The organism is Pseudomonas sp. M47T1 (assembly GCF_000263855.1).
Lineage (GTDB): Bacteria > Pseudomonadota > Gammaproteobacteria > Pseudomonadales > Pseudomonadaceae > Aquipseudomonas.
Map to the genome: position 1 here is coordinate 70,863 of NZ_AJWX01000027.1, position 19,734 is coordinate 90,596.

A 19,734-nucleotide genomic window follows, 5' to 3' on the forward strand; every position below is an offset into this window, starting at 1 on the left:
GCAAACATCCAACAAGAACGCGGATAAAAGCCGGTCCAACATGCAAAAAAACATCACCTCCCTGGGCGCCCTGAACTGGGACGACCTGAAGTTTTTCCTCGAAGTGGCGCGCACGCGCAAGGCCAGCAGCGCCGCCAAGCGCCTGGGCGTGGACTACACCACCGTGTCGCGGCGCATCACCTCGCTGGAGGCGGCACTGGGCACGCTGTTGTTCGAGAAGTCGCGCACCACCGGTTTCATTCTTACCGCCGAAGGCCAGCGCCTACTGGGCTATGCCGAGTCCATAGAGAGCACGCTGCACATGGCCTGCGAGCAGGTTTCAGGTTCGGGCGTGGCGTTGTCGGGGCATATCCGCATGGGCTGCACCGAGGGGTTCGGCAGCTTTTTCGTCACCCCGCAGCTCAGCCACTTCGTCGACAGCTACCCAGCCATCAGCGTCGATATCCTGCCGCTGCCGCACTTCATCAGCCTGTCCAAGCGCGAGGCCGATATCGTCATCGCCCTGGAACGCCCCGAACATGGGCCCTACGTGTGCTGCAAACTGTGCGACTACCGCCTGCAGTTGTACGCCACCCAGGACTACCTGGGCCGCCACCCGCCCATCGCCAGCAGCCGCGACCTGGCCGGCCACCGCTTCATCAGCTACGTCGACGACCTGGCCTTCAGCTCGGAACTGCTGTACCTGGCCAACCTGCTGCCCAATGCCAGCGCCAGCCTGCGCAGCACCAGCGTCATTGCCCAGTACGTCGCCGCCCGCCAGGGCCGTGGCATGGCCATATTGCCGTGCTTCCTGGCGGCCCAGGCCAGTGACCTGGTACCGGTGCTGGCGGGGGACATCAGCGTGACGCGGCAGTTTTGGATGTATTGTCGGGAGGATCTGCGCAAGCTCAAGCGCATTACCCTGTTGTGGGATTACATCCGCGAGGTGACTGAGCAGAATCAGCCGCTGTTGATGGGGGAAAGTCGGGGGATGGTGTTCGCCGACTAGTGTTTATCAAGGAATCAGGCTTCGGCACCGTAACGAGGTCCGCAGGCCTATTCCAACAGTTTGTAACAGGAGTTGGTACGCGACTTGTAACACCTAGAGGCAGACTTTCAGACCCAGATGCGTTGATCATTAACCCCGAGCAACATCCGTGTTTCGGTGATGCTATCAAGCCGAATCGGTTCCACAGTATTTAAACACGTAGCCAGTCGCAACCATTCAACCCCCGAAGCCAACCCTAGATGCTTCGCCACCAGCAAACGACATGGAACATAGGGAATTTTCAGCATGGCTTTTGGGATTTTTCCTACAGCCAGCACTTGAGCTTACCGGTAACGTCGATGCTGCCCAGCTTCAGGCTGGAATTCCCCATGGACGAAAGGAAGCTGCATGTCCGGTTATGTGCCCAAACCAGCATTGGTTAATGCGACCAGTAGAAACAACGGCGTAGAAGCTGTTGATATCCATGCCCAGCGTTGGGCGGAATACAAAGACCTTCCACCGAAAGAAGGCCCCAAGCCCAACACCGTTGGCTGTGTGTTCGCCAAGAGCTGCGATCTTCCAGACGGTGTGATCGATCACAAGAATCCAGCAGGATTTATCCCTGTCGAGAAGGTGGCCAACTACGGCGAGTTTGCCATTCTCGGTGGTCGTGAAACGGATGCAGACGGGAACATCCCCCTCAAGAAAATCAGCGGTAGCGCCCTACCCACTGCAATTGGAACGCTCATATTGAGCGGGGCAGCAGTGGCGGCCAGTGCGTCCTGTGGTGGCCTCTGCACTGCTGGGGCTGCTGGTATTGCAACGCAGACTGCTGCTGCAACAGGAGCCGGGGCCGGAACTGGCGTTGTAACTGCTGGTGTAGTTGCTGGTTTCTTGGGAGGGATGGTTGCGATGCTGTGGCCATCGAGCTTGGGCGACAGCAGCCTCTACACAGAAGACCAACTTCAATCACTCAAGAAAGCCCGAACACGTGTCCGTCTGCACGTTGAACAGCAAGCCAATGGCACCTTGAAGGGGTACGGCTATAACACTCAGAAACGCACCGATTGGGAGATGATTCCGGTGGTGCAATTCGATGAGCAAGGGGCTCAGCGGGTGGCGGACTTCGGCGACGGGGTAACCCTTATATGGACGCCAGCCGTTGACCCGTCCAGCACCTCAGGGATTCCCCCGTTAGAAGCTGCACCCCAAGCCCCCCAGATATGGATTTATCCGCCTACAGAACAGGCTGATAACATAATCGTCAGCCCGATCTACCCGGACACCTACAAGGATTTCATTCTCGTTTTCCCGGCTGGCTCTGGTGTACAGCCGCTGTATATCGTGATGAATGTCCGCCTTGATGCCGGCACCGTTACGGGACAGGGAAAGGATGTAACGGGCATATGGCTAGCCGGGGCAACTTCCGGACTCGGTGCACCGATACCGACAGAGATTGCTGATCAGCTACGGGGTAAGAGCTTTGGCACCTTCGACAGTTTCAGGCGGGCACTCTGGAAAGCGGTAGCCAGTACTGGACTGGTGGAACAATTCACAGACAATAACGTTGACCGTATCCGGGAAGGCAAAGCACCGAAGGCACGGTACAGAGACAGAGCGGGAAAGCGTGGATCATTCGAACTGCATCATGCAGACGAAGTAGCCAAAGGCGGAAAAGTCTACGATGTCGATAACCTGAACGTCGTAACCCCCAAGCACCACATCGACATTCATAGAAACGGATGACACTGATAATGAAAAACGATATCACCGACTACACCGAAGACGAATTCGTCAGTTTCATGCATAAGCTGCTAGCTGAAAACAAAGCAGCAACTGATGACATGGTAGATGTCCTGCTAGACCAATTCTGCGAAATGACTGGTCACCCAGACGGCACCGACCTCATCTACTACCCCGAGGACGGGTCAAGCGGATCAGCAGAAGACGTTACACGTGTAGTGAAGGAATGGCGTGCTGCTGAGGGCTTGCCGGGATTCAAGGAGGGTTGATTTCCAGCTCTTGGGAATAGGTGTGACGTAATGGCACGGTGCCAAACGAGACTGTAAGCCCAGCCGATCTAACACAAGGACTTAACCAATGAAGGCATGGGCGATTGCGACTGTAGCGTCGTTAATGTCTGGGTGTGCAAATTACAGGGCTGATTGCGTGGGGCGACTGCCTACCCGGCACCAACGGTATTCTGGTTGAGGAGAGGTTGATAAAATGACCGTTGAAACTGTAAGTGTGGTGAGCAGTGCCATCACCAGTACAGATATAACGTTATACCTAAGTGTTGCTGCGGCATTCATTAGCCTTGCAACGTTTATTGTCGGATACTCGCAGATGAAAATTGCCAGCGCCAAGACGAGGCTGGATTTATACAACAAACGATTTGAAGTGTATAAGGCCGCTCTTGACTACCATAACGCAATTTGGTTTGGGGATTATGAGAAGGTTAAAAATGTTGGTGATGGCTTTATAAAATATTACAGGGAGTCGAAGTTTCTGTTTGAAAAGGAAAGCGGGGTCTATGCCATTCTCGAACAGATGAAAAACAGCGGGGCGATGGTGCGGGGTGCTATGCAACAGGAATTGTTAAGGATTGCTGGCGCCCATGATAATGCAGACCAACTGGGGCCGCTCAGCGAAGCTTGCACAAAGGCACGTAATGGTTTTGAAGCTTTGCTGGAGAAGCTTGAAGATGAGATGGAAGAATACTTAAAATTTCATAATGTCAGTGGCTGGACATTTTTCTAAAAGAATAAAGCCCGCTCTAGGCGGGCTCTTTCAGCATCTGTCATCAATGTTACATTCTGTCTTGATTTTGGAGTTCTTCCAATTCAGCTTGCGACATACCTTCTGTTATCTCTTCGTATTTCTGCGTAGCTTTACCAAGCTCAGCTTTCAGGCGAGTCACTTCGTTGCGTAGGAGTTTGACGTAATCCTTTTTCTGTTTTTCTAGCTTCTCTTGCTGTTGTTTGATCGCTGCTTCCATATCTTCAATGGTGGCCGGTGCAGGGGTAGCTTTGGCAGGAGTGGAGGGTGTTGTCTTAATTTTCTTAGCGACGGCCCAAAGTCTAAAGGTTGCGTAGGGAGGGACCGCTACCCCTTTGGCAGATTGCTCCTTCAACCAAGGCAACGTCTCCTTGACACCAGACGTAGATAAGGCAGCCAACAGACCTTGCTTGTCGCACATAGCGCCTTTGGTCTGAACGTAGCTGTGTTGAGCATTCCAAGATTGGCCATCACCCAGAACGATACCTACTGGCATTTCACTCACTTTCAAAATCCTAATGTGTTTTGTATGAGACTGATGTTAGCTGTTCTGGTTTCGTTCTACAATGTCATATCATAAATATTACAGAACGAACGCACCGTTCTATATTCTATGATGGCCGCTTCTCACATCAAATCTCATCCCGCGCGCCGCGAGGGTCGTGCAACTCTGTCCTTGATTGGATTTCTGGCTGGGAAAATAATGCGGGGGTGTGGTTTGTGGTGATTAGAAAAGCAGATTTTGTGTGTGAGGTGCTTGATGGTGTGCGACTACGCCAAACAGAAAGCTGAAAGCTTTTTGGGCGAACCTGCCCTAGGCGTTGTACGAAATGTGTAGAGCGCCCACATCAGAACACGCCGTCACATGCTTTTTCATACATGCCCTGGCTACGGATAGGCTGCTACTTGGGTTTGACACCAGCGGCCACGCCCCTGGTGCTTGGCCTGGTGCAACGCTGCCGTGGCGGCGGCCATCAGTTCGGCGCCTGTGCGGCCATGTTCAGGAGACAAGGCCACGCCGATGCTCAGCGACGCCGTGAGCGTGGCGGCGTTGGGCAGGACGATGGGGGCGTACAGGCCGGCGATGATGTTGTCGGCGATGTGCCCGGCCTCTTCGCCGCGCTCGCCGCTGTCCAGCAGCAGCAATACCGCAAACTCGTCACCGCCCAGCCGCGCCAGCAGATCGTTTTCCCGCAACTCCCGACGAATCCGCCCCGCCAGGCTGATCAGCACGTCGTCGCCCGCCGTGTGCCCGTGATGCTCGTTGATGGCCTGAAAATGATCGGCGTCGATCACCAGTACCGCCAGTTGCCGCTGGCGCTTCTGGGCACTGTCGAGGTTGCGGGCCAGGCGTGCCTCGAAAAAAGCCCGGTTGGGCAACCCGGTCAAGTGATCGAGGCTGGACTGCCGGGCCGGTTCGCCCTGCGCGTGCACGTGCCAGGTTTCCAGCTCATCGAGCAAGGCGTTGACGTTGCCGCCCAGGGCATCGAGGTCGTGCAGGCCGGCGGCGGGCACGCGATGTTCGAAGCCGTGCTGGCGGCGCGCGGCTTCGATTACCTGGGCCAGGTTGTGCAGCGGGTCGAAAATGCCGCGCAACAGGCGCCGCGACACGTACACCGCGCTCAGCGTGCCGATGGCCGTGCACAGCGCAATGCAACCACCAGCCAGCAGCACCCGCCAAGGGGCGACGGCCGGCAGTACATCGGCAATATGGCTGCGCCAGGCCAGCACGCCCAGCAGGCTCAACAACACCGCGCACAGGCCTGCGGCCAACAGCGCCACCAGCACTTGTGCACGGCGCAACGCAGCACTTAGCGTGCGAACCCTGGAACCCATCAGCACAATCCCCGCGCGTTCTTTCCGTAGCCAACCAACCCCGTCGTCCCGACTGTTTCATTCATGACCCGCGCACTCGCCCGATGCCGGTGGGTGCCAAAAACCATAGCACAGCGAATAGGCTGGCCTGGCTTCGGTAGCGCGCTATTGGTTCTGGAATTTCTGAACTTTCAATTTAAGCTTTCCTATTCTTCCCCAGGCGCTGGCCTGCCTAAGATCCAGCCATCAACCCGGACCGGTTCCGCCAGAGACCCGGCCATCTGCATGCCCTTTTGCTACTGCCCAGCCCAATGACGCACCGGCCCATGCCGTCGGTGTGCTGTGAGTAGCATGAGGAGCTTCGATGAAACTGGAGATATTCCGCACCCTGTGGGGTTATACCGCCAGCAAGGCCCAGGCCCTGGAGGAACTGCAGGCCGCAGGCTTCGATGGCATGGAAGCGCGGTTGCCACTGGTGGCCCGCGAACGGGCCGAATTTGCCGCGTTTCTGCGCACGAACGGCCTGGGGTACATTTGTACTCTCTTCACCGCCTACGACGTATTGCCCCAACAATCGGCCCTGCCCGCCGAACACCTCAACGACTTGGACAGCAAGCTGGGCTGGGCCACGGAGCTGTCACCTCGCTTTATCAACGTGCTGGCCGGCAACGATCGCTGGCCATTGGCCCAGCAGGTCGAGTTCTTCGGCCGGGCCCTGGAACTGGGCCACAAGCACGGTCAGTTCCTCAGTTTTGAAACCCACCGCTCGCGCTCGCTGTTCAATCCCTGGGTGACCCTGGAGCTGATCCGGCAACTGCCTGACCTGCGTTTCACCAGTGACATCAGCCACTGGGTGGTTACGTGCGAGCGCCTGCTCGATGACCCGGCCGACGACCTCAGCGCATTCGTGGAGCGCGTGCACCACATTCAGGCCCGAGTCGGTTATGACCAGGGCCCGCAAGTACCCCACCCCGGCGCCCCGGAATACGGCCGCGAACTGGCGTTCCACCAGAAACACTGGGAAGCCATCTGGGCCGCCCAACAGGCGCGCGGCTACCAGGTCAGCACCCTGACCCCGGAGTTTGGCGCCGACGGTTACCTGCATCACCTGCCCTTTACCAACGTGCCGGTCGCTGACCTGTGGTCGCTGAACGTGTGGATGGCCCGCACCGAGCGCGCCCATTTCGATCGCTATCGCGCTGCACACTGCTGAGGAACCCTGATGAACAACAACACTGAGCTCAAGGCCAACTTCAAGAGCATTCCGGTGGTGAATATTGCCGGGCTGTTCAGCGTCGAACTGGAGCACCGCCTGGCGGTGGCCGAGCAACTGGGGCAAGCCGCCAGTGACGTCGGCTTCCTGTACATCACCGGCCACGGCATTGCCCCCGAGCTGATCAGCAACCTGCGCCAGGCGGCCAAGGACTATTTCGCTCAGCCGCTGGAAGCCAAGATGAAGCACTACATCGGCACCTCCGACACCCACAAGGGTTTCGTGCCGGAGGGCGAAGAGGTGTATTCCAAGGGCAAGCCCGACCACAAGGAAGCCTTCGACGTGGGTTTTGAGGTGCCTGCCGATGATCCGCTGGTGCTGGCCAACACGCCGCTATTGGGGCCTAACCACTGGCCCCAGGTGCCGGGTTTCAAGGCGTCGGTACAAGCCTATTACGCTGCGGTGTTCGCCTTGGGGCGCAAGCTGTTCGACGGCTTCGCCCTGGCCCTGGGCCTGGAGGAAGGCTACTTCGACCCGCTGGTCACCCGCCCGCCCTCCAAGCTGCGCCTGATTCATTACCCCTTTGACGCCGACGCCGTGGATGCGCCCGGAATTGGTGCACACACCGACTATGAGTGCTTCACCATTTTGCAGGCTGACCAACCGGGCCTGGAGGTGATGAATGACTTGGGCCAGTGGATCGACGCGCCACCCATCGCAGACGCCTTCGTGGTCAATATCGGCGACATGCTGGAAGTGATGACCGCCGGTACGTTCGTTGCAACGGCTCACCGGGTACGCAAGGTTGGCCAGGAGCGCTATTCATTCCCGCTGTTCTACGCCTGCGACTATCACACCCAGATCAAGCCATTGCCCAGCTTTGCCAAGGAGGGTCAGGACTACGAGGAAATTGCCATCGGCGAGCACATGTATGGCCAGGCATTGCAGACCTACCAGTACCTGCGCAAACGCGTGGAAAACGGTGAAGTGCAACTGCCGGCCAAGGCACGCAAGCCATCGAGTTTCGGTCATCTGAAAAAACAGGCGGAGCCGTCCTGACGCTGTTGTCGGCTAATTCTTTCCTTATTCTGGAGCGTGACATGTTCAATCCGACCCGCCTTACCCTGCTTGCCGCCTGCCTGCTCAGCGCCAGCGCCGCCATGGCGTCCACCACCGCTACCCCCGGCCAGTTGAAGGTCGGCATGGAGATCACCTACCCACCGTTCGAGTCCTACGACACCGACAAGAACGTGGTGGGCTCCGACCCGGAATTGGCCCACGCCCTGGCCAAGCAGCTGGACGCCAAGGCCGAATTCGTCGACACCAAGTTCCCCAACCTGATCCTGGGCCTGAACGCCGGGCATTACGACGCGATCATTTCCGGCATGTACATCACCCCCGAACGCCAGGCTCAGGCGCTGACCATTCCGTACGCCCGCACGGGCGCGGCGATCATGGTGCCCGCCGACAGCACGCTCAAGCCAGCGGTACCCGAGGATCTGTGCGGCCTGAAAATCGGCCTGGAGCAAGGCACCACGTGGGTGGCGCAGTTCAAGAAGCTGTCCACTGACTATTGCGAACCGAACAACAAGGGCGCTATCACCGTCAGCGAATTTCCGTCCGCCCCCGAGGTTACCCAGGCGCTGCTGTCGAAGAACATCCAGGCCCAGGTCGAGATTTCCGGTGCTGCGCACATGATTGCCGAGAAAACCAAGGGCCGCGTGCTGGTGACGTCCGAAAAGCTGGTGTACCCGCAAACGCTGGGTATCTACGTGAAGAAAGGCAACGACGATACCTACCAGGCGCTGCTCAAGGCCGTGGCCGACAGCAAGAAGTCCGGTGAGTACTCGGCCATCCTGAAGAAGTACAACCTGGAAGAAGCCTCCAACTGACCCTGGAGCCCGCCGCCCCCGATGGGGGCGGCCGTGTGAGGTGCCTATGCAATTTGACTGGTCGTACTTTCTCTCGCTGTTTTCCATGCCCGCCTTCTGGGAAGCCAGCGTCACCGTCATCGAACTCAGCGCCCTGGCGTGGTTCATCGGCATGCTGCTGGGCTTTGGCCTGGCCAGCGCCAAGTTGTCCAGCGTCAAATGGCTGAGCATGCCAGCGGCTGTATACATCTGGTTCTTTCGCAGCATTCCGCTGCTGGTACTGGTGGTGTTCGTCTACAACCTGCCGCAGCTGTTTCCGGCCACGGGCGGCGTGCTGTCCAACCCCTTCTATTCGGGTTTGCTTGCACTTGTCGTGACCGAGGCGGCCTACATGGCCGAGATCCATCGCGGCGGGCTTATTTCCGTGCAGAAGGGGCAGAAGGAAGCCGGCCGCGCGCTGGGCATCGGCAGTTTAGGGTTGCAGCGCCTGATCGTGATTCCCCAGGCCTTTCGCATTTCGCTGCCCACCCTGATCAATGAATACATCACCGTGGTGAAACTCACGTCGCTGATTTCGGTGATTTCCCTCACCGAACTGCTCACCGTCGGCCAGCGCCTGTACGCCCAGAACTTCCTGGTGATGGAAACCCTGGCGGCCGTGGCCGTGTATTACGTGCTGATTGTCAGCGTGTTCGGCTGGCTGCTGCAGGGCCTGGAACGCTACCTGGACCTCAGCCAGCGCAAGCCGCACACCCTGGCCGCCAACCCGCTGGCACAATTGCGCCAGAGCCTGGCCAACAAACCTGATGCGCCGGCACGCCAGTCGATGCCTGGGGCGGCGCCGGCGGTGCAGCTGCAAAATATCCATAAACGCTATGGCGACCATCAGGTGCTCAAGGGCGTTGACCTGAGTGTGGCCAGCGGCCAGGTGGTGTCGATCATTGGCCCTTCCGGGTCGGGCAAGACTTCGCTGATTCGCACCATCAACGGCCTGGAAACCATCGAACAAGGCGAGATAGTGCTGTTCGGCGAGAGTTTCATTCACGCTGGCGACACGCCCAACAACCCGCAAATGCGTCGCGGTGTGCGGCACATTGGCATGGTGTTTCAGAGCTTCAACCTGTTCCCGCACCTGAACCTGATCGACAACATCACCCTGGCGCCGGTGTATCACGGCGGCGACCGGCAGGTCAGCCGCGAACAGGCGTTTGCCTTGCTGGAAAAGGTCGGCTTGCTGGCCCACGCCAACAAGTACCCGCACCAGTTGTCAGGCGGCCAGCAGCAACGCGTGGCAATTGCCCGCGCGCTGGCCATGCAGCCTCAGGTGATGCTGTTTGACGAGCCGACTTCGGCCCTTGACCCAGAGCTGGTGGGTGACGTGCTGAAGGTCATCGCCGACCTGGCGAAGGACGGCATGACTATGCTGATCGTGACCCACGAAATGGACTTTGCCCTGTCGATCTCCGACCGGGTCATTTTCATGGAAGACGGCAACATCCAACTCGACGCGACGCCCGAGAGCATTCGCGTGGCGCCGGAGGCTGAGCGGGTTCGGCGGTTCATGGGCATGGTGGAGCAAGAGCCCGCGCGGTTGGCGAGCAATTCCTGACACCCGACTGCGTAGGAGCGGCCTGTGGCCGCGAAGCGGGCGGCCGGCGACGCGCCGCGGTTACAGGGGGGCGTGTTCCAGCATCAGGCCGCTGAGGCGCTTGACCTTGCGCTTTACTGCGTCTTCGAACACGCCCGCGCGGGGTTCGATCAGGCTGAACCAGTGCTTGGCGCGGGTGATGCCGGTGTAGATCAACTCCTTGGTCAGTACCGGGTTCAGAGCATCGGGCAGGATCAACGCGGTGTGGGCGAATTCCGAGCCTTGGGACTTGTGCACGGTCATGGCAAACACCGTCTCCACGTCGTTCAGGCGGCTGGGCAACACAAAGCGCACGCCGCCCTGGCCGTCGTTGCGCGGGAACGCCACGCGCAATACCTGCCGGTCCGGCGCGCCGCCTTCGGGCAGGCGCAGGGCAATGCCGATGTCGCCGTTCATCAAGCCCAGGCCGTAGTCATTGCGCGTCATCAACACCGGTCGGCCTTCATACCATGGCTGATCCCCTTCAATCAGCCGCGCAGCCGTAAGGGCCTGGGTGGCGCGCTGGTTCAAGCCTTCGACGCCCCAGGGGCCCTTGCGCACGGCGCACAGCAGCTGAAATGACTCGAAGGCCTGCAATACCTGCATGGCCCACCGCGACCACTCTTCGCTTTCCAGCGGGGTACGCACGGCCGGGCGGTTGGCCTGCAGCACGCCCAAATAATGCCGATAGCCCTGGGGCCCGCTATCACCCTGCCCCTGCAACAGCAGGCGGTCGAGGCGACGGTCGTGCTCGCCACTGAGCGAGGCGGTGAACACATCCGCATACTGCCCGCTGACCAGTAACGCACGCGCCTGCTCGGCTTCCTGACGGTTGACCCGCAGTGCCAACTGGCCAATGCCGCTGCCTTCGCCGAAGCGCCGCGAATGGCGCAGCATGACCACCTGCTGGGCCAGGGGGTTACGCTCGGTGCTGCCCACCTGCAACCCACTGATACGCTCGCCACTGACCTGCTCCAGCCAGGCCAGGGTTTGTGGGCTGTAGCAGCCCTGCTCGGCGTCGCGACACAGGTCGCCCAGCACCGCGCCGGCTTCCACCGACGCCAGCTGATCCTTGTCCCCCAACAGCACCAGGCGGGCGTGGGCCGGCATGGCGCCCAGCAGGTTGGCCATCATTTCCAGGTCGATCATTGACGCCTCGTCCACCACCAGCACGTCCAGCGGCAGCGGGTTATTGGCGTCGTGACGAAAGTGCCGGGTGCCCGGCCGGCTGCCAAGCAAGCGGTGGACGGTGGTCACCTCGGTGGGAATTTTGTCGCGCACTTCATCGCTCACGGAGAGCTGCTTGACCTGCGCGCTGATGGACTCGGTCAGGCGCGCGGCCGCCTTGCCCGTGGGCGCGGCCAGGCGGATACGCAAGGGGGCGCCTGCATTCACCGCCGGGGCTTGCAGCAGAGCGAGCAGGCGCACCACGGTGGTGGTCTTGCCGGTACCCGGGCCGCCAGTGACGATGCTGAAAGCGCTGCGGGTGGCCAAGGCGCAGGCCAGTTTCTGCCAGTCGACCTGCTCGCCACTGGCGGCGCCGAACAATTGCTCCAGGCGTGCACGCAGGTCGTCGGGCGTTGCTTCCTGATCGGCCAGGCGTTGCCGCAGGGCCGTGTCGATACGCCGCTCGTACGCCCAGTAGCGGCGCAGGTAGAGGCGCTGGCCGGCCAGCACCAGTGGCCGCTCGCCGCTGTCGGCTTGCGCCAGCGCCACCAATGGGCTGCTGGCGAGGGTGGCTCGCCAGGCATCGGCCTTCAGGTGTTCCAGCAGTTGCGAGGGCAGCAACACAGGCCCGGCCAGCGCATCGCCTTCAGGCGGCAGCGACAAGGCGAAATCCGGCTCCTCCAGGGTTTGCGCAAGGTCGAGGCAAACGTGCCCGTGGCCCAGCTGATGGCTGGTCAAGGCCGCCGCCAGCAGTACCAGCGGGTCGCCGCCCGGGTCGCGCTCGGCGAGAAAACCGACAAAGGCCTTGTCCAGCGCTCGCAGCCAGCCTCGCTCGGCCCAGCGTTCCAGCAGGGCCAGCAGGTCGTCGACGCGTTTGAGCGGGGCCAGATCAGCCAGCGTGCCCGCCTCCAGTGCGGTGGGCAGCAGGTCGGCGAATGTACGGCTCATGCCAGTTCTCCTTCAAACAGGTCGCCCATGGGTTCAGGCTGGCGGACAATGCCGCGGAACAACTCGTCGAGGCGTTCGATCAGTTCCCGTGGTGGCCGCGCGAACGCCAGGCCTTGGCTGCTTGCATGCACGCCACGCAGGAAGAGGAAGACCGCGCCGCCCACATGCAGGTCGTAGTCGTAGTCGGGCAGCCGGGCCTTGAGTTGTCGATGCAGGGCCAGCAGGTACAGCACGTATTGCAGGTCGTAGCGGTTGTCGAGAATGGCCTGCTCCATGGCGTCGGCGGTGTAGGCGCTTTCGTCGGCACCCAGCCAGTTCGACTTGTAGTCCGCCACGTAGTAGCGCCCCTCGTGTTCGAACGTCAGGTCGATGAAGCCCTTGAACATGCCGTTGAGCACGGCACCTTCGGCAGGCGCACGCGCCGCGCCGCCGTGAGTGTACTCGCGCACCAGGCTGTCCAACTGGCTGACGTCGACGCGATGGCTGGCAAACCAGAACTCCATCTCGATCTGATACTGCTGCAGGTCCGCCAGCCGCACCTGTTCGCCACCCACCGCCAGGGGTACCTGGAGCAAGTACAGCAACCAGTCGTTGAGGGTGGTGATCCAGCCCTTCCAGCCACGCAGGTTGCAGCGGGCACCCACGGTTTGCGCCAGCAGCTGCGGTTGTGCGGCCATGGCGGCAAAGCCTTCGCGACCGGCCCACTCCAGCAGCCCGTGCAGGAAAGTACCCGGGTTGGGGCCGCGTGGGAAGCGGTGGATATCACCACTCAATGCCTGCGCTTCACGGGGTGCGGCCGGGTCCAGGCGCTCGTCGTCGAACAGTTTTTGTGCTTGCGGGCTGTCCGGCGACTGGTCGCTGCCCGGCGCCAGGCTGTCACTGATGCGCAGGGCACTGTAGGACGCAATCCACCAGTTTTCCGCCGCGCGTCGCTTTGGCACTTTGGCCGCCAGCAGGCTGGCCTCGTTGCGCGGCGGCACATAGCGTTGCTCGTCGGCATGCGGCATGGGCCCGGCCTGAATCGCCGGGCAACCGGGTTGCAGGTCCAGCAGCCAGCGCGCCAGCCCCTGGGACTCGCCCAATGGCTGGCCGCCCCCCAGCAGGTAGCCCAGTGCAGAACGGTGCAGGATCGAATCCTTGGTGTTGCCGCGCTTGAGGTCGGCCACCCCCAGCCAGCAGGCATGCTGGGCTCGGGTGAGAGCCACGTACAACAAGCGCAGGTCTTCGGCCAGACGTTCGTTGTCGGCCAGCGCCACCTGTTCGGCCGTGGGGCTCAAGGTGATCTGCGCCGTACCGTCGGCATCGTGGAAGGCCAGCGGCAGGCGTTTGCCATCCACTGGTTTGGTGGAGCAGATGAAGGGCAGGAACACCAAGGGGTACTCCAAGCCCTTGGACTTGTGGATGGTCACCACTTTGACCAGTTGCTCGTCGCTTTCCAGCCGCAGGATCTGTTCCTCACCGGCCTGCCCGGAGGTCGCCAGGTGCTCGGACAGATGGCGAATCAGTGCCTGCTCTCCGTCGAGCTCGCCCGCGGCCTGCTGCAACAGCTCGGACAGGTGCAACAGGTTGGTCAACACCCGCTCGCCGTCGCTGCGTGCCATCAACGTCTGTGGCAACTGGAAGTCGTGAAGCAGGCGCCGCAGCATGGGCAGCACGCCCTGGGTACGCCACAGGGTGCGGTAGGTGCGGAACTGCATGACGCGCCGCTCCCAGGCCAGCTCGTCCTGGTTCAACTGCGCCAGGGCCGTGAGCGGCAGGTTCAGGGTGGTGGTCGCCAAGGCGCCACGTAAGGGGCGCTCGGCATCGGGCTCGGCACAGGCCTTGAGCCAGCTGAGCAGGTCGTGCGCTTCCTGGGCGGCAAACACTGAGTCCTTGTCGGACAGGTAGACGCTGCGCACACCGCGGGCCGCCAACTCAGTGCGCACGGCCTGGGCCTCCTTGCCGTCGCGAACAAGGATGGCAATGTCGGCGGGCGTCACCGGGCGCAGTGTTTCGCCTGGCATGCTGAAGCCGGCACGGCCCTGCTGGCCGCCGTTGAGCAGCCCGACAATGGCGCTGGCGCAGGCACCGGCTAGTTGCTGGCGGTACACGGGGCCCGAGATCGGCGCGTCGCTTGCAAAGTGCCAGAGGTTGAGCGCAGCGACCGGCTGCCCATCGACACTCAAGGCTTCCTTGCGCCCTTGGGCCAGCACCGGCTGGAAGGGCACCGGGTTGTCATCGCCCTGCCGAAACAGGAAAGCGCCCCGGCCCCGTTCGCGCAGTTCGCCCACGTTGAACACATGGTTGACCGCATCCACCATGGCCTGGCTGGAGCGGAAGTTGGTGCCCAGGGTATGCAGGCGGCCGGTGGTTGCCTGGCGGGCGCGCAGGTAGGTGTAGATGTCTGCGCCCCGGAAGGCGTAGATGGCCTGCTTGGGGTCGCCGATCAGGAACAGCCCGCTGTCGGGCTGATTGGCCTCGATGTGATAGATGCTTTCGAAAATGCGGTACTGCACCGGGTCGGTGTCCTGGAATTCGTCGATCAGTGCCACCGGGAACTGCTCGCGGATCAGCCCGGCCAGGCGCTCGCCGCCACTGCCTTGCAGGGCCGCGTCCAGGCGCAACAGCATGTCGTCGAAGCCCATCTCGGCGCGCCGGCGCTTCTCTTCCTCGAAACGCGCGCCCACCCAGCGGGCCGCATGTTCCAGCACGGCGGCATCGGGTGTGGGCAGGCTGGCCAACGCCTCCACCAGGCCCAGCATGGCGTCCAGCGCCGGGTGCGCGGGCGGGTCGCCTTTCCAGGCTTCGGCCATGCCGTCGGGGGTCAGGCGGGTGAAGCCGGTGCCGATGTCCAAGTCCACTAGGCTCTCGTCCCCGGCCCAGGCGGCCAGCTTGTCGAACCAGGGTTCGAAAAACCGTGCCTGCATCTTGCGCCCATCCACAGCCTTGGCCGCTACGGCTTCCAGGCAAATGACGCGCAGCTCCTGGGCCCACTGCGCCCACGGCGCCTTGAGTTGTTGCAGGGCCTGCTGACGCTGGGCCAGCGCGGCCTCGATGAGTTGCGCCGGCTCCTGGCCATCGTCGCTGCGGCGCGGGCTGCCGAACAGTGCGCGCACGCGCGGCAACAGCGCGGCCGGGCTTCCCCAGTTGCTGCGAACCCAGCCAAGGATGTCGCCTTGCATCACGTAGCAGAAGCGTCGCCAGTAGTCGCGCACCACTTCGCCCAGCAGGTCGCTGTGGTCGGTTTCCAGGGTCTGGGTAAACAGGCTGCCGCTGTCGAAGGCATGCTCGCGCAGCATGCGCTGGCACCAGCTGTGGATGGTCGACACCGCAGCCTCGTCCATCCATTGCGCGGCGATATCGAGTCGGTTGGCACACGCCGCCCATTGCTCACGGGCAAACTCGTCACGCAGCTGGCTGATCAGGTCATCAGGGCTGGGCATCTCATCACGAAAGAACCGCGCCGCTTCCGCCAGTCGGGTGCGAATACGCTCGCGCAATTCCTTGGTAGCCGCATCGGTGAAAGTCACCACGAGGATTTGCGGCGGCAGCAGTTCGCGGCCGAAGCCGGCCTGCTCACCGCCATGCCCCAGCACCAGGCGCAGGTACAGCGCGGAAATGGTGAAGGTCTTGCCAGTGCCGGCGCTGGCCTCGATCAGCTGGCTGCCACGCAGGGGGAAAGCCAATGCCAGGGGCTTGTCGCGATGATCGCTCATGAGCGTGCCTCGTCAGCATCAATCGAACGCCAGTGGGCTTCGAACATGGGGCGATACAAGGCGTCGCACCACCCTTCGAACTCCTCACTGTCGATCAATGCGTTGAAATCAGGAAACTGCCGGGCCAGCGCTACGCTCTCGCGGCGTTCGCCGTCGGTGGTGATGCCATCGCCCTCATAGGCCTTGCGGGCAGCGGCTTCGGCCTTCATCGGGTCACCCTGGCCCAGCCAGGCAAATGCGGTTTTCACCGCCACAGGCAACGGCCGGCGCATGCCCTGCTGCCAGGCCAGCAGCAGATCGCCAAGGGCGGCACACGCCTGCTGGGGGGGCAGTTCGGAGAGAATCAGAGTGTCATCACTGGCAACTACCGCCGTGGTCAGCGGTAGTCCTACCGCGCAGGCAGCCAGGTGCGTGACCCAGCTGCGGGTCAGGCGGTGCCATTTGCGCGAGCGGGCGCCGCCAATGGCGTTGGCGATGGCCGTGACGCTGAGCAGGTTACCGTCGGCACGCTGATGCAGGCCACTGACCCAGCCATCGAGGCGCAGCCCCTGGTGCTGGAAGTTGACGGGCTTGGCTGCCGTGACCGGCGTAGGCCAGAGCACCAGCAATTGAGCAAAGCGTTGTAGCAGGTCGGGCAGCGGCTCGATCAACTCCTCCTGCAGGCACTCGCCAAAACCGGCCATGGGCAGCAAGCCGCTGCCTTGCATCCTGAGCGCCTGGGCGTGCAGCGTGCGCTCCACGTCATCCGGGGTAGCCATGGCGGTGGTCAGCAACAGGTCGCTGAGGCTGTAGCGTTGCAACGCATCGAGCACGAACGGTTCTTCGTCTGCCAGGGGCGCTTCGGCGCTTTCGAAGAACACCTTAAGGCGCTGGCTGAAAAAGTGCCGCACCGGGTTGCGCAGGAAGTCCTGCAACTGGGTCAGCGCCAGGGGCTCCTCTTGCTCGTGAGGCGGGAGCACTTCGTCTGATGGGGCGCTGGCCTGATCAGCGTGCAGTACTCGCCACTCGAAGGCAAAGCTGAACAGCCCACTGCCTTCGTGGAAATAGCGCGCACTGAACGGTTGCAAGGGGTGCTCAAGGCTCAGGCCATGCACCAGTTGCTCACCGGCATTGAGCTTGCCGCCCTCCTCGGCCCCGGCCAATTGCCAGCCGCTGGCGAGGTGATCGCGCAACTGGCCGATCAGCACTGAAGCCGGCCGCTCACTGTTGTCGCGAATACTGCGGCCCACCCAACTGACGTAGAGCTGCTCGCGGGCGGACAGCAAGGCTTCGAGCAGCAGATAGCGGTCATCCTCGCGGCGGGAACGGTCCCCGGGGCGGTAGTCGCTGCCCATCAGGTCGAAGTCCAGTGGCGGCTGCGCGCGCGGGTAATCGCCATCGTTCATGCCCAGCAGGCAGACGACCTTGAAGGGGATAGCACGCATGGGCATCAAGGTACAGAAGTTCACCGCACCGGCCAGGAAGCGCTGAGACAACTTGCCCTGGTCCAGCCCCGCCAGCCACGCCTCGCGCACCACGGTCAGCGGCAGCAATTCGTGCAGTGCCACCGACTCGCAGGTGCGCAGCCACTGCTCGCGCAACTCTTCGAGTTGCACCAGCAGGTAATCGTCGTGCTCGTTGCTGGCCTGGAAAAATACCTGGGTCAAGCCTTGCAGGCGCTGGCCCCACTCGTGCGGCTCAGCCGGTTGCGACAGCACTTGGTGAGCCACTTCCAGGGCATCGAGCAGAGCCACCAGTGGGCCGATCAGGGCCGCGTCCAGGCCGCCGATTTCGTCGTATGGCTCGATGCCGCCATAGCCTTGGCCGCCGCCGACGGCGTAGCCCAGCAGCATGCGCCGCAGGCCGAACCGCCAGCTGTTCTGTTCCAGCTGCTCCGGCAGGCCCAGGCCTGCGCGTTGCGCGGCGTTCAGGCCCCAACGAATGCCGGCGCCCTCGATCCAGCGATGCAGGGTGGGCAGGTCGCCTTCCTGCATGCCAAAGCGGGCGCGCAGGGCCGCAACGTCCAGCAGATCGAGGATCTCGCTGACCGCAAAGCGGCTATCAGGCAGTTTGAGCAAGTGCTCGATGGCGATCAGCAGCGGGTCGCGACCGCGCTGGTTCTGGTCGGTCAAGGTGAAGGGAATAAAGCGCGGGTCGTTGCGCTCCAGTTGGCCGAACACGGCGCGAATGTGCGGTGCATAGCTGTCAACGTCGGGCACCATGACGATAACGTCGCGAGGCCGCAGATGCGGGTCGGCGCTGAACCGGGCCAGCAACTGATCGTGAAGGATCTCGACTTCACGCTGGGCGCTGTGGGCAATGTGGAAGCGGATGGAGCGGTCCTTGGCCGGGTTGACGGCAGGCCATGTGGTTCGCGTCTCGGCGAGCGGGCGCAGCTCCAGGATGTCGTCCTGCAATTGGCCAAGCAAGGTACTCGGCTGCCCCTCGCTGAACAAGTCGATGCGCCCTTCGCGAAAGGCGGCGCGGTAGCTGTTTGGGTCGTCGTAGCTGTCCAGCAGGTTGATGTAATCACGACCCTGTTTCCCCCAGGCGGCCAGCAGCGGATGCGCGTGCTGGTGCAAGGCATCGGCATCGATGAGCGCCGGCATGCCTTGCTTGCGTGCCTGGCGCTTGTACTGGTGACGTAGCAGATCTTTGTCCGCCACGATATCCGACCAGTGATGGCGACAAGGGTTATGCACGCACAGCAGCACCTGGCTGAAGCGCGCCAGGCCTGCCAGGGCTTCAAGCGCCTGGGCCGGCAGCGATGAGATGCCGAATACGATGACCCGGTTCGGCAGGCCTGGTGGTGCCTGTTCGAGGCTGTTGATACGCTCGATGAAACGCTGGTGCACGCCCGCACGGCTCTGGGCCATGCCCTCTTCACCCACATCATGCAGCAAGGCACGCCACAGCTCGGCCTGCCAACGGTTGGCATCGGCCAGGGGCTTTGCTTCACCGCGCACATTGCGCAATTGATGCCGGCCAGCAGCCCAGTCCTCCAGCCAGTCGGCGCGGTACACCTGGTATTGGTCGTACAGGTCGGCCAGGCGTTCGGCCAACTGGTAGCGCTTGCGCAGGTCGGTGTCATCGGTGAGGAAGCGTTGCAGGGGCTCAAAATGCACCTGGTCGATCAGTTGCGGCAGCAAACGCATCAGGCGCCAGGTCAGCGGGGCTTTGTCGAGCAGAGACGTCTGGGGAATTTCGTCCTTGCCCAATACACTGCGGTAGAGCTGCCACATGAAACTGCCGGGCAGTTGCACGTCGATGGCTGCGGCAATGCCACACCCCCCCTGATCATCATCGAGAGCATCTTCGGCCAGGGCCAGCTTGAGCCACTGGGCAATGCCGTTGCTTTGTACCAGGGCGATTTCGTTTTCCAGGGGGGCCAGCGGGTAGCGCCGCATCCAGCTCACCACCAGGCTGCGCAATTCATCCAGGCGGTTGCCGTGAACCACCATGAAACCTGGTGTGAGGGGCGGATTGGCCGGCATGCTGGATTCCTTGGCTGGGGGTAACGTGGACAGGTGAGAACCTTATCAGATGTGGTGTGCGCTTGAGATCTTCTGTGAGTCCGAGCTGCCGCCAGGCTGCGACGGCGTGCGCTGCAGGCGTGTGTTCTACATGACAGCGCCTACGAGGGGAGGGGGACATTTTCAGCGGGGTAAAAAGAC

The 19,734-nt window shown here is 61.9% G+C and carries 13 protein-coding genes; 8 read left to right on the top strand and 5 right to left on the bottom strand.

The features are described from left to right. The first annotated feature begins 40 nt into the window (after positions 1–40). The 4 genes from PMM47T1_RS23155 to PMM47T1_RS23170 all read left to right on the top strand — a co-directional run bounded on the left by PMM47T1_RS23155 (position 41) and on the right by PMM47T1_RS23170 (position 3,727). Complete coding sequence (locus PMM47T1_RS23155; RefSeq protein ID WP_008373650.1) at positions 41–988, top strand: LysR family transcriptional regulator; 948 nt, start codon at positions 41–43, stop codon at positions 986–988. Between the two features lie 387 nt (positions 989–1,375). Further along, positions 1,376–2,713 carry an S-type pyocin domain-containing protein gene (locus PMM47T1_RS23160; protein ID WP_043301441.1) on the top strand — a complete coding sequence of 446 codons (1,338 nt, stop codon included), beginning with the start codon at positions 1,376–1,378 and terminating at the stop codon, positions 2,711–2,713. An 8-nt stretch (positions 2,714–2,721) separates the two neighbouring features. Beyond that, positions 2,722–2,979, top strand: a complete 258-nt coding sequence (locus PMM47T1_RS23165; RefSeq protein ID WP_043301452.1) for a bacteriocin immunity protein — start codon at positions 2,722–2,724, stop codon at positions 2,977–2,979. A 214-nt stretch (positions 2,980–3,193) separates the two neighbouring features. Beyond that, a complete protein-coding gene (locus PMM47T1_RS23170) occupies positions 3,194–3,727 on the top strand; it encodes a hypothetical protein (RefSeq protein WP_008373656.1) in 534 nt (177 codons plus the stop codon). 49 nt (positions 3,728–3,776) lie between these two features. On the opposite strand, the gene PMM47T1_RS23175 is transcribed toward PMM47T1_RS23170, so the two are convergent. Both PMM47T1_RS23175 and PMM47T1_RS23180 read right to left on the bottom strand, forming a co-directional pair. Then, a complete protein-coding gene (locus PMM47T1_RS23175) occupies positions 3,777–4,250 on the bottom strand; it encodes a hypothetical protein (protein ID WP_157213075.1) in 474 nt (157 codons plus the stop codon). Between the two features lie 383 nt (positions 4,251–4,633). Further along, on the bottom strand, positions 4,634–5,581 hold the full coding sequence (locus tag PMM47T1_RS23180; RefSeq protein ID WP_081492703.1) for a GGDEF domain-containing protein: 948 nt from the start codon (positions 5,579–5,581) through the stop codon (positions 4,634–4,636). Between the two features lie 343 nt (positions 5,582–5,924). Between PMM47T1_RS23180 and PMM47T1_RS23185 the strand changes: the two genes are divergently transcribed. Genes PMM47T1_RS23185 through PMM47T1_RS23200 form a run of 4 tightly spaced genes read left to right on the top strand, consistent with a single transcriptional unit; the run spans position 5,925 to position 10,253 of the window. Continuing rightward, positions 5,925–6,773, top strand: a complete 849-nt coding sequence (locus PMM47T1_RS23185; protein ID WP_008373662.1) for a sugar phosphate isomerase/epimerase family protein — start codon at positions 5,925–5,927, stop codon at positions 6,771–6,773. A gap of 9 nt (positions 6,774–6,782) precedes the next feature. Continuing rightward, on the top strand, positions 6,783–7,832 hold the full coding sequence (locus tag PMM47T1_RS23190) for an isopenicillin N synthase family dioxygenase (RefSeq protein ID WP_008373665.1): 1,050 nt from the start codon (positions 6,783–6,785) through the stop codon (positions 7,830–7,832). A gap of 41 nt (positions 7,833–7,873) precedes the next feature. After that, a complete protein-coding gene (locus PMM47T1_RS23195; RefSeq protein ID WP_008373667.1) occupies positions 7,874–8,665 on the top strand; it encodes an ABC transporter substrate-binding protein in 792 nt (263 codons plus the stop codon). Between the two features lie 46 nt (positions 8,666–8,711). Beyond that, positions 8,712–10,253 (top strand): amino acid ABC transporter permease/ATP-binding protein, encoded by a 1,542-nt coding sequence (locus PMM47T1_RS23200; protein ID WP_008373669.1) that lies wholly within the window; start codon positions 8,712–8,714, stop codon positions 10,251–10,253. 60 nt (positions 10,254–10,313) lie between these two features. Here the strand turns inward: PMM47T1_RS23200 and recD are convergent, their stop codons facing one another. From recD to recC, 3 genes are read right to left on the bottom strand one after another with little or no spacing between them, the layout of a single operon-like run. Continuing rightward, positions 10,314–12,386, bottom strand: a complete 2,073-nt coding sequence (gene recD, locus PMM47T1_RS23205; protein ID WP_008373672.1) for an exodeoxyribonuclease V subunit alpha — start codon at positions 12,384–12,386, stop codon at positions 10,314–10,316. Next, on the bottom strand, positions 12,383–16,081 hold the full coding sequence (gene recB, locus PMM47T1_RS23210) for an exodeoxyribonuclease V subunit beta (protein WP_008373674.1): 3,699 nt from the start codon (positions 16,079–16,081) through the stop codon (positions 12,383–12,385). Before recB ends, recD begins: the two co-directional genes overlap by 4 nt. Beyond that, complete coding sequence (recC, locus tag PMM47T1_RS23215; RefSeq protein ID WP_008373676.1) at positions 16,078–19,554, bottom strand: exodeoxyribonuclease V subunit gamma; 3,477 nt, start codon at positions 19,552–19,554, stop codon at positions 16,078–16,080. Before recC ends, recB begins: the two co-directional genes overlap by 4 nt. Between the last annotated feature and the right edge of the window lie 180 nt (positions 19,555–19,734).

Bases quoted from the DNA above. Each gene is read 5' to 3' on its own strand.
- PMM47T1_RS23155 (WP_008373650.1), top strand. From the start codon at position 41: ATGCAAAAAAACATCACCTCCCTGGGCGCCCTGAACTGGGACGACCTG.
- PMM47T1_RS23160 (WP_043301441.1), top strand. From the start codon at position 1,376: ATGTCCGGTTATGTGCCCAAACCAGCATTGGTTAATGCGACCAGTAGA.
- PMM47T1_RS23165 (WP_043301452.1), top strand. From the start codon at position 2,722: ATGAAAAACGATATCACCGACTACACCGAAGACGAATTCGTCAGTTTC.
- PMM47T1_RS23170 (WP_008373656.1), top strand. From the start codon at position 3,194: ATGACCGTTGAAACTGTAAGTGTGGTGAGCAGTGCCATCACCAGTACA.
- PMM47T1_RS23180 (WP_081492703.1), bottom strand. From the start codon at position 5,581: ATGGGTTCCAGGGTTCGCACGCTAAGTGCTGCGTTGCGCCGTGCACAA.
- PMM47T1_RS23185 (WP_008373662.1), top strand. From the start codon at position 5,925: ATGAAACTGGAGATATTCCGCACCCTGTGGGGTTATACCGCCAGCAAG.
- PMM47T1_RS23190 (WP_008373665.1), top strand. From the start codon at position 6,783: ATGAACAACAACACTGAGCTCAAGGCCAACTTCAAGAGCATTCCGGTG.
- PMM47T1_RS23195 (WP_008373667.1), top strand. From the start codon at position 7,874: ATGTTCAATCCGACCCGCCTTACCCTGCTTGCCGCCTGCCTGCTCAGC.
- PMM47T1_RS23200 (WP_008373669.1), top strand. From the start codon at position 8,712: ATGCAATTTGACTGGTCGTACTTTCTCTCGCTGTTTTCCATGCCCGCC.
- recD (WP_008373672.1), bottom strand. From the start codon at position 12,386: ATGAGCCGTACATTCGCCGACCTGCTGCCCACCGCACTGGAGGCGGGC.
- recB (WP_008373674.1), bottom strand. From the start codon at position 16,081: ATGAGCGATCATCGCGACAAGCCCCTGGCATTGGCTTTCCCCCTGCGT.
- recC (WP_008373676.1), bottom strand. From the start codon at position 19,554: ATGCCGGCCAATCCGCCCCTCACACCAGGTTTCATGGTGGTTCACGGC.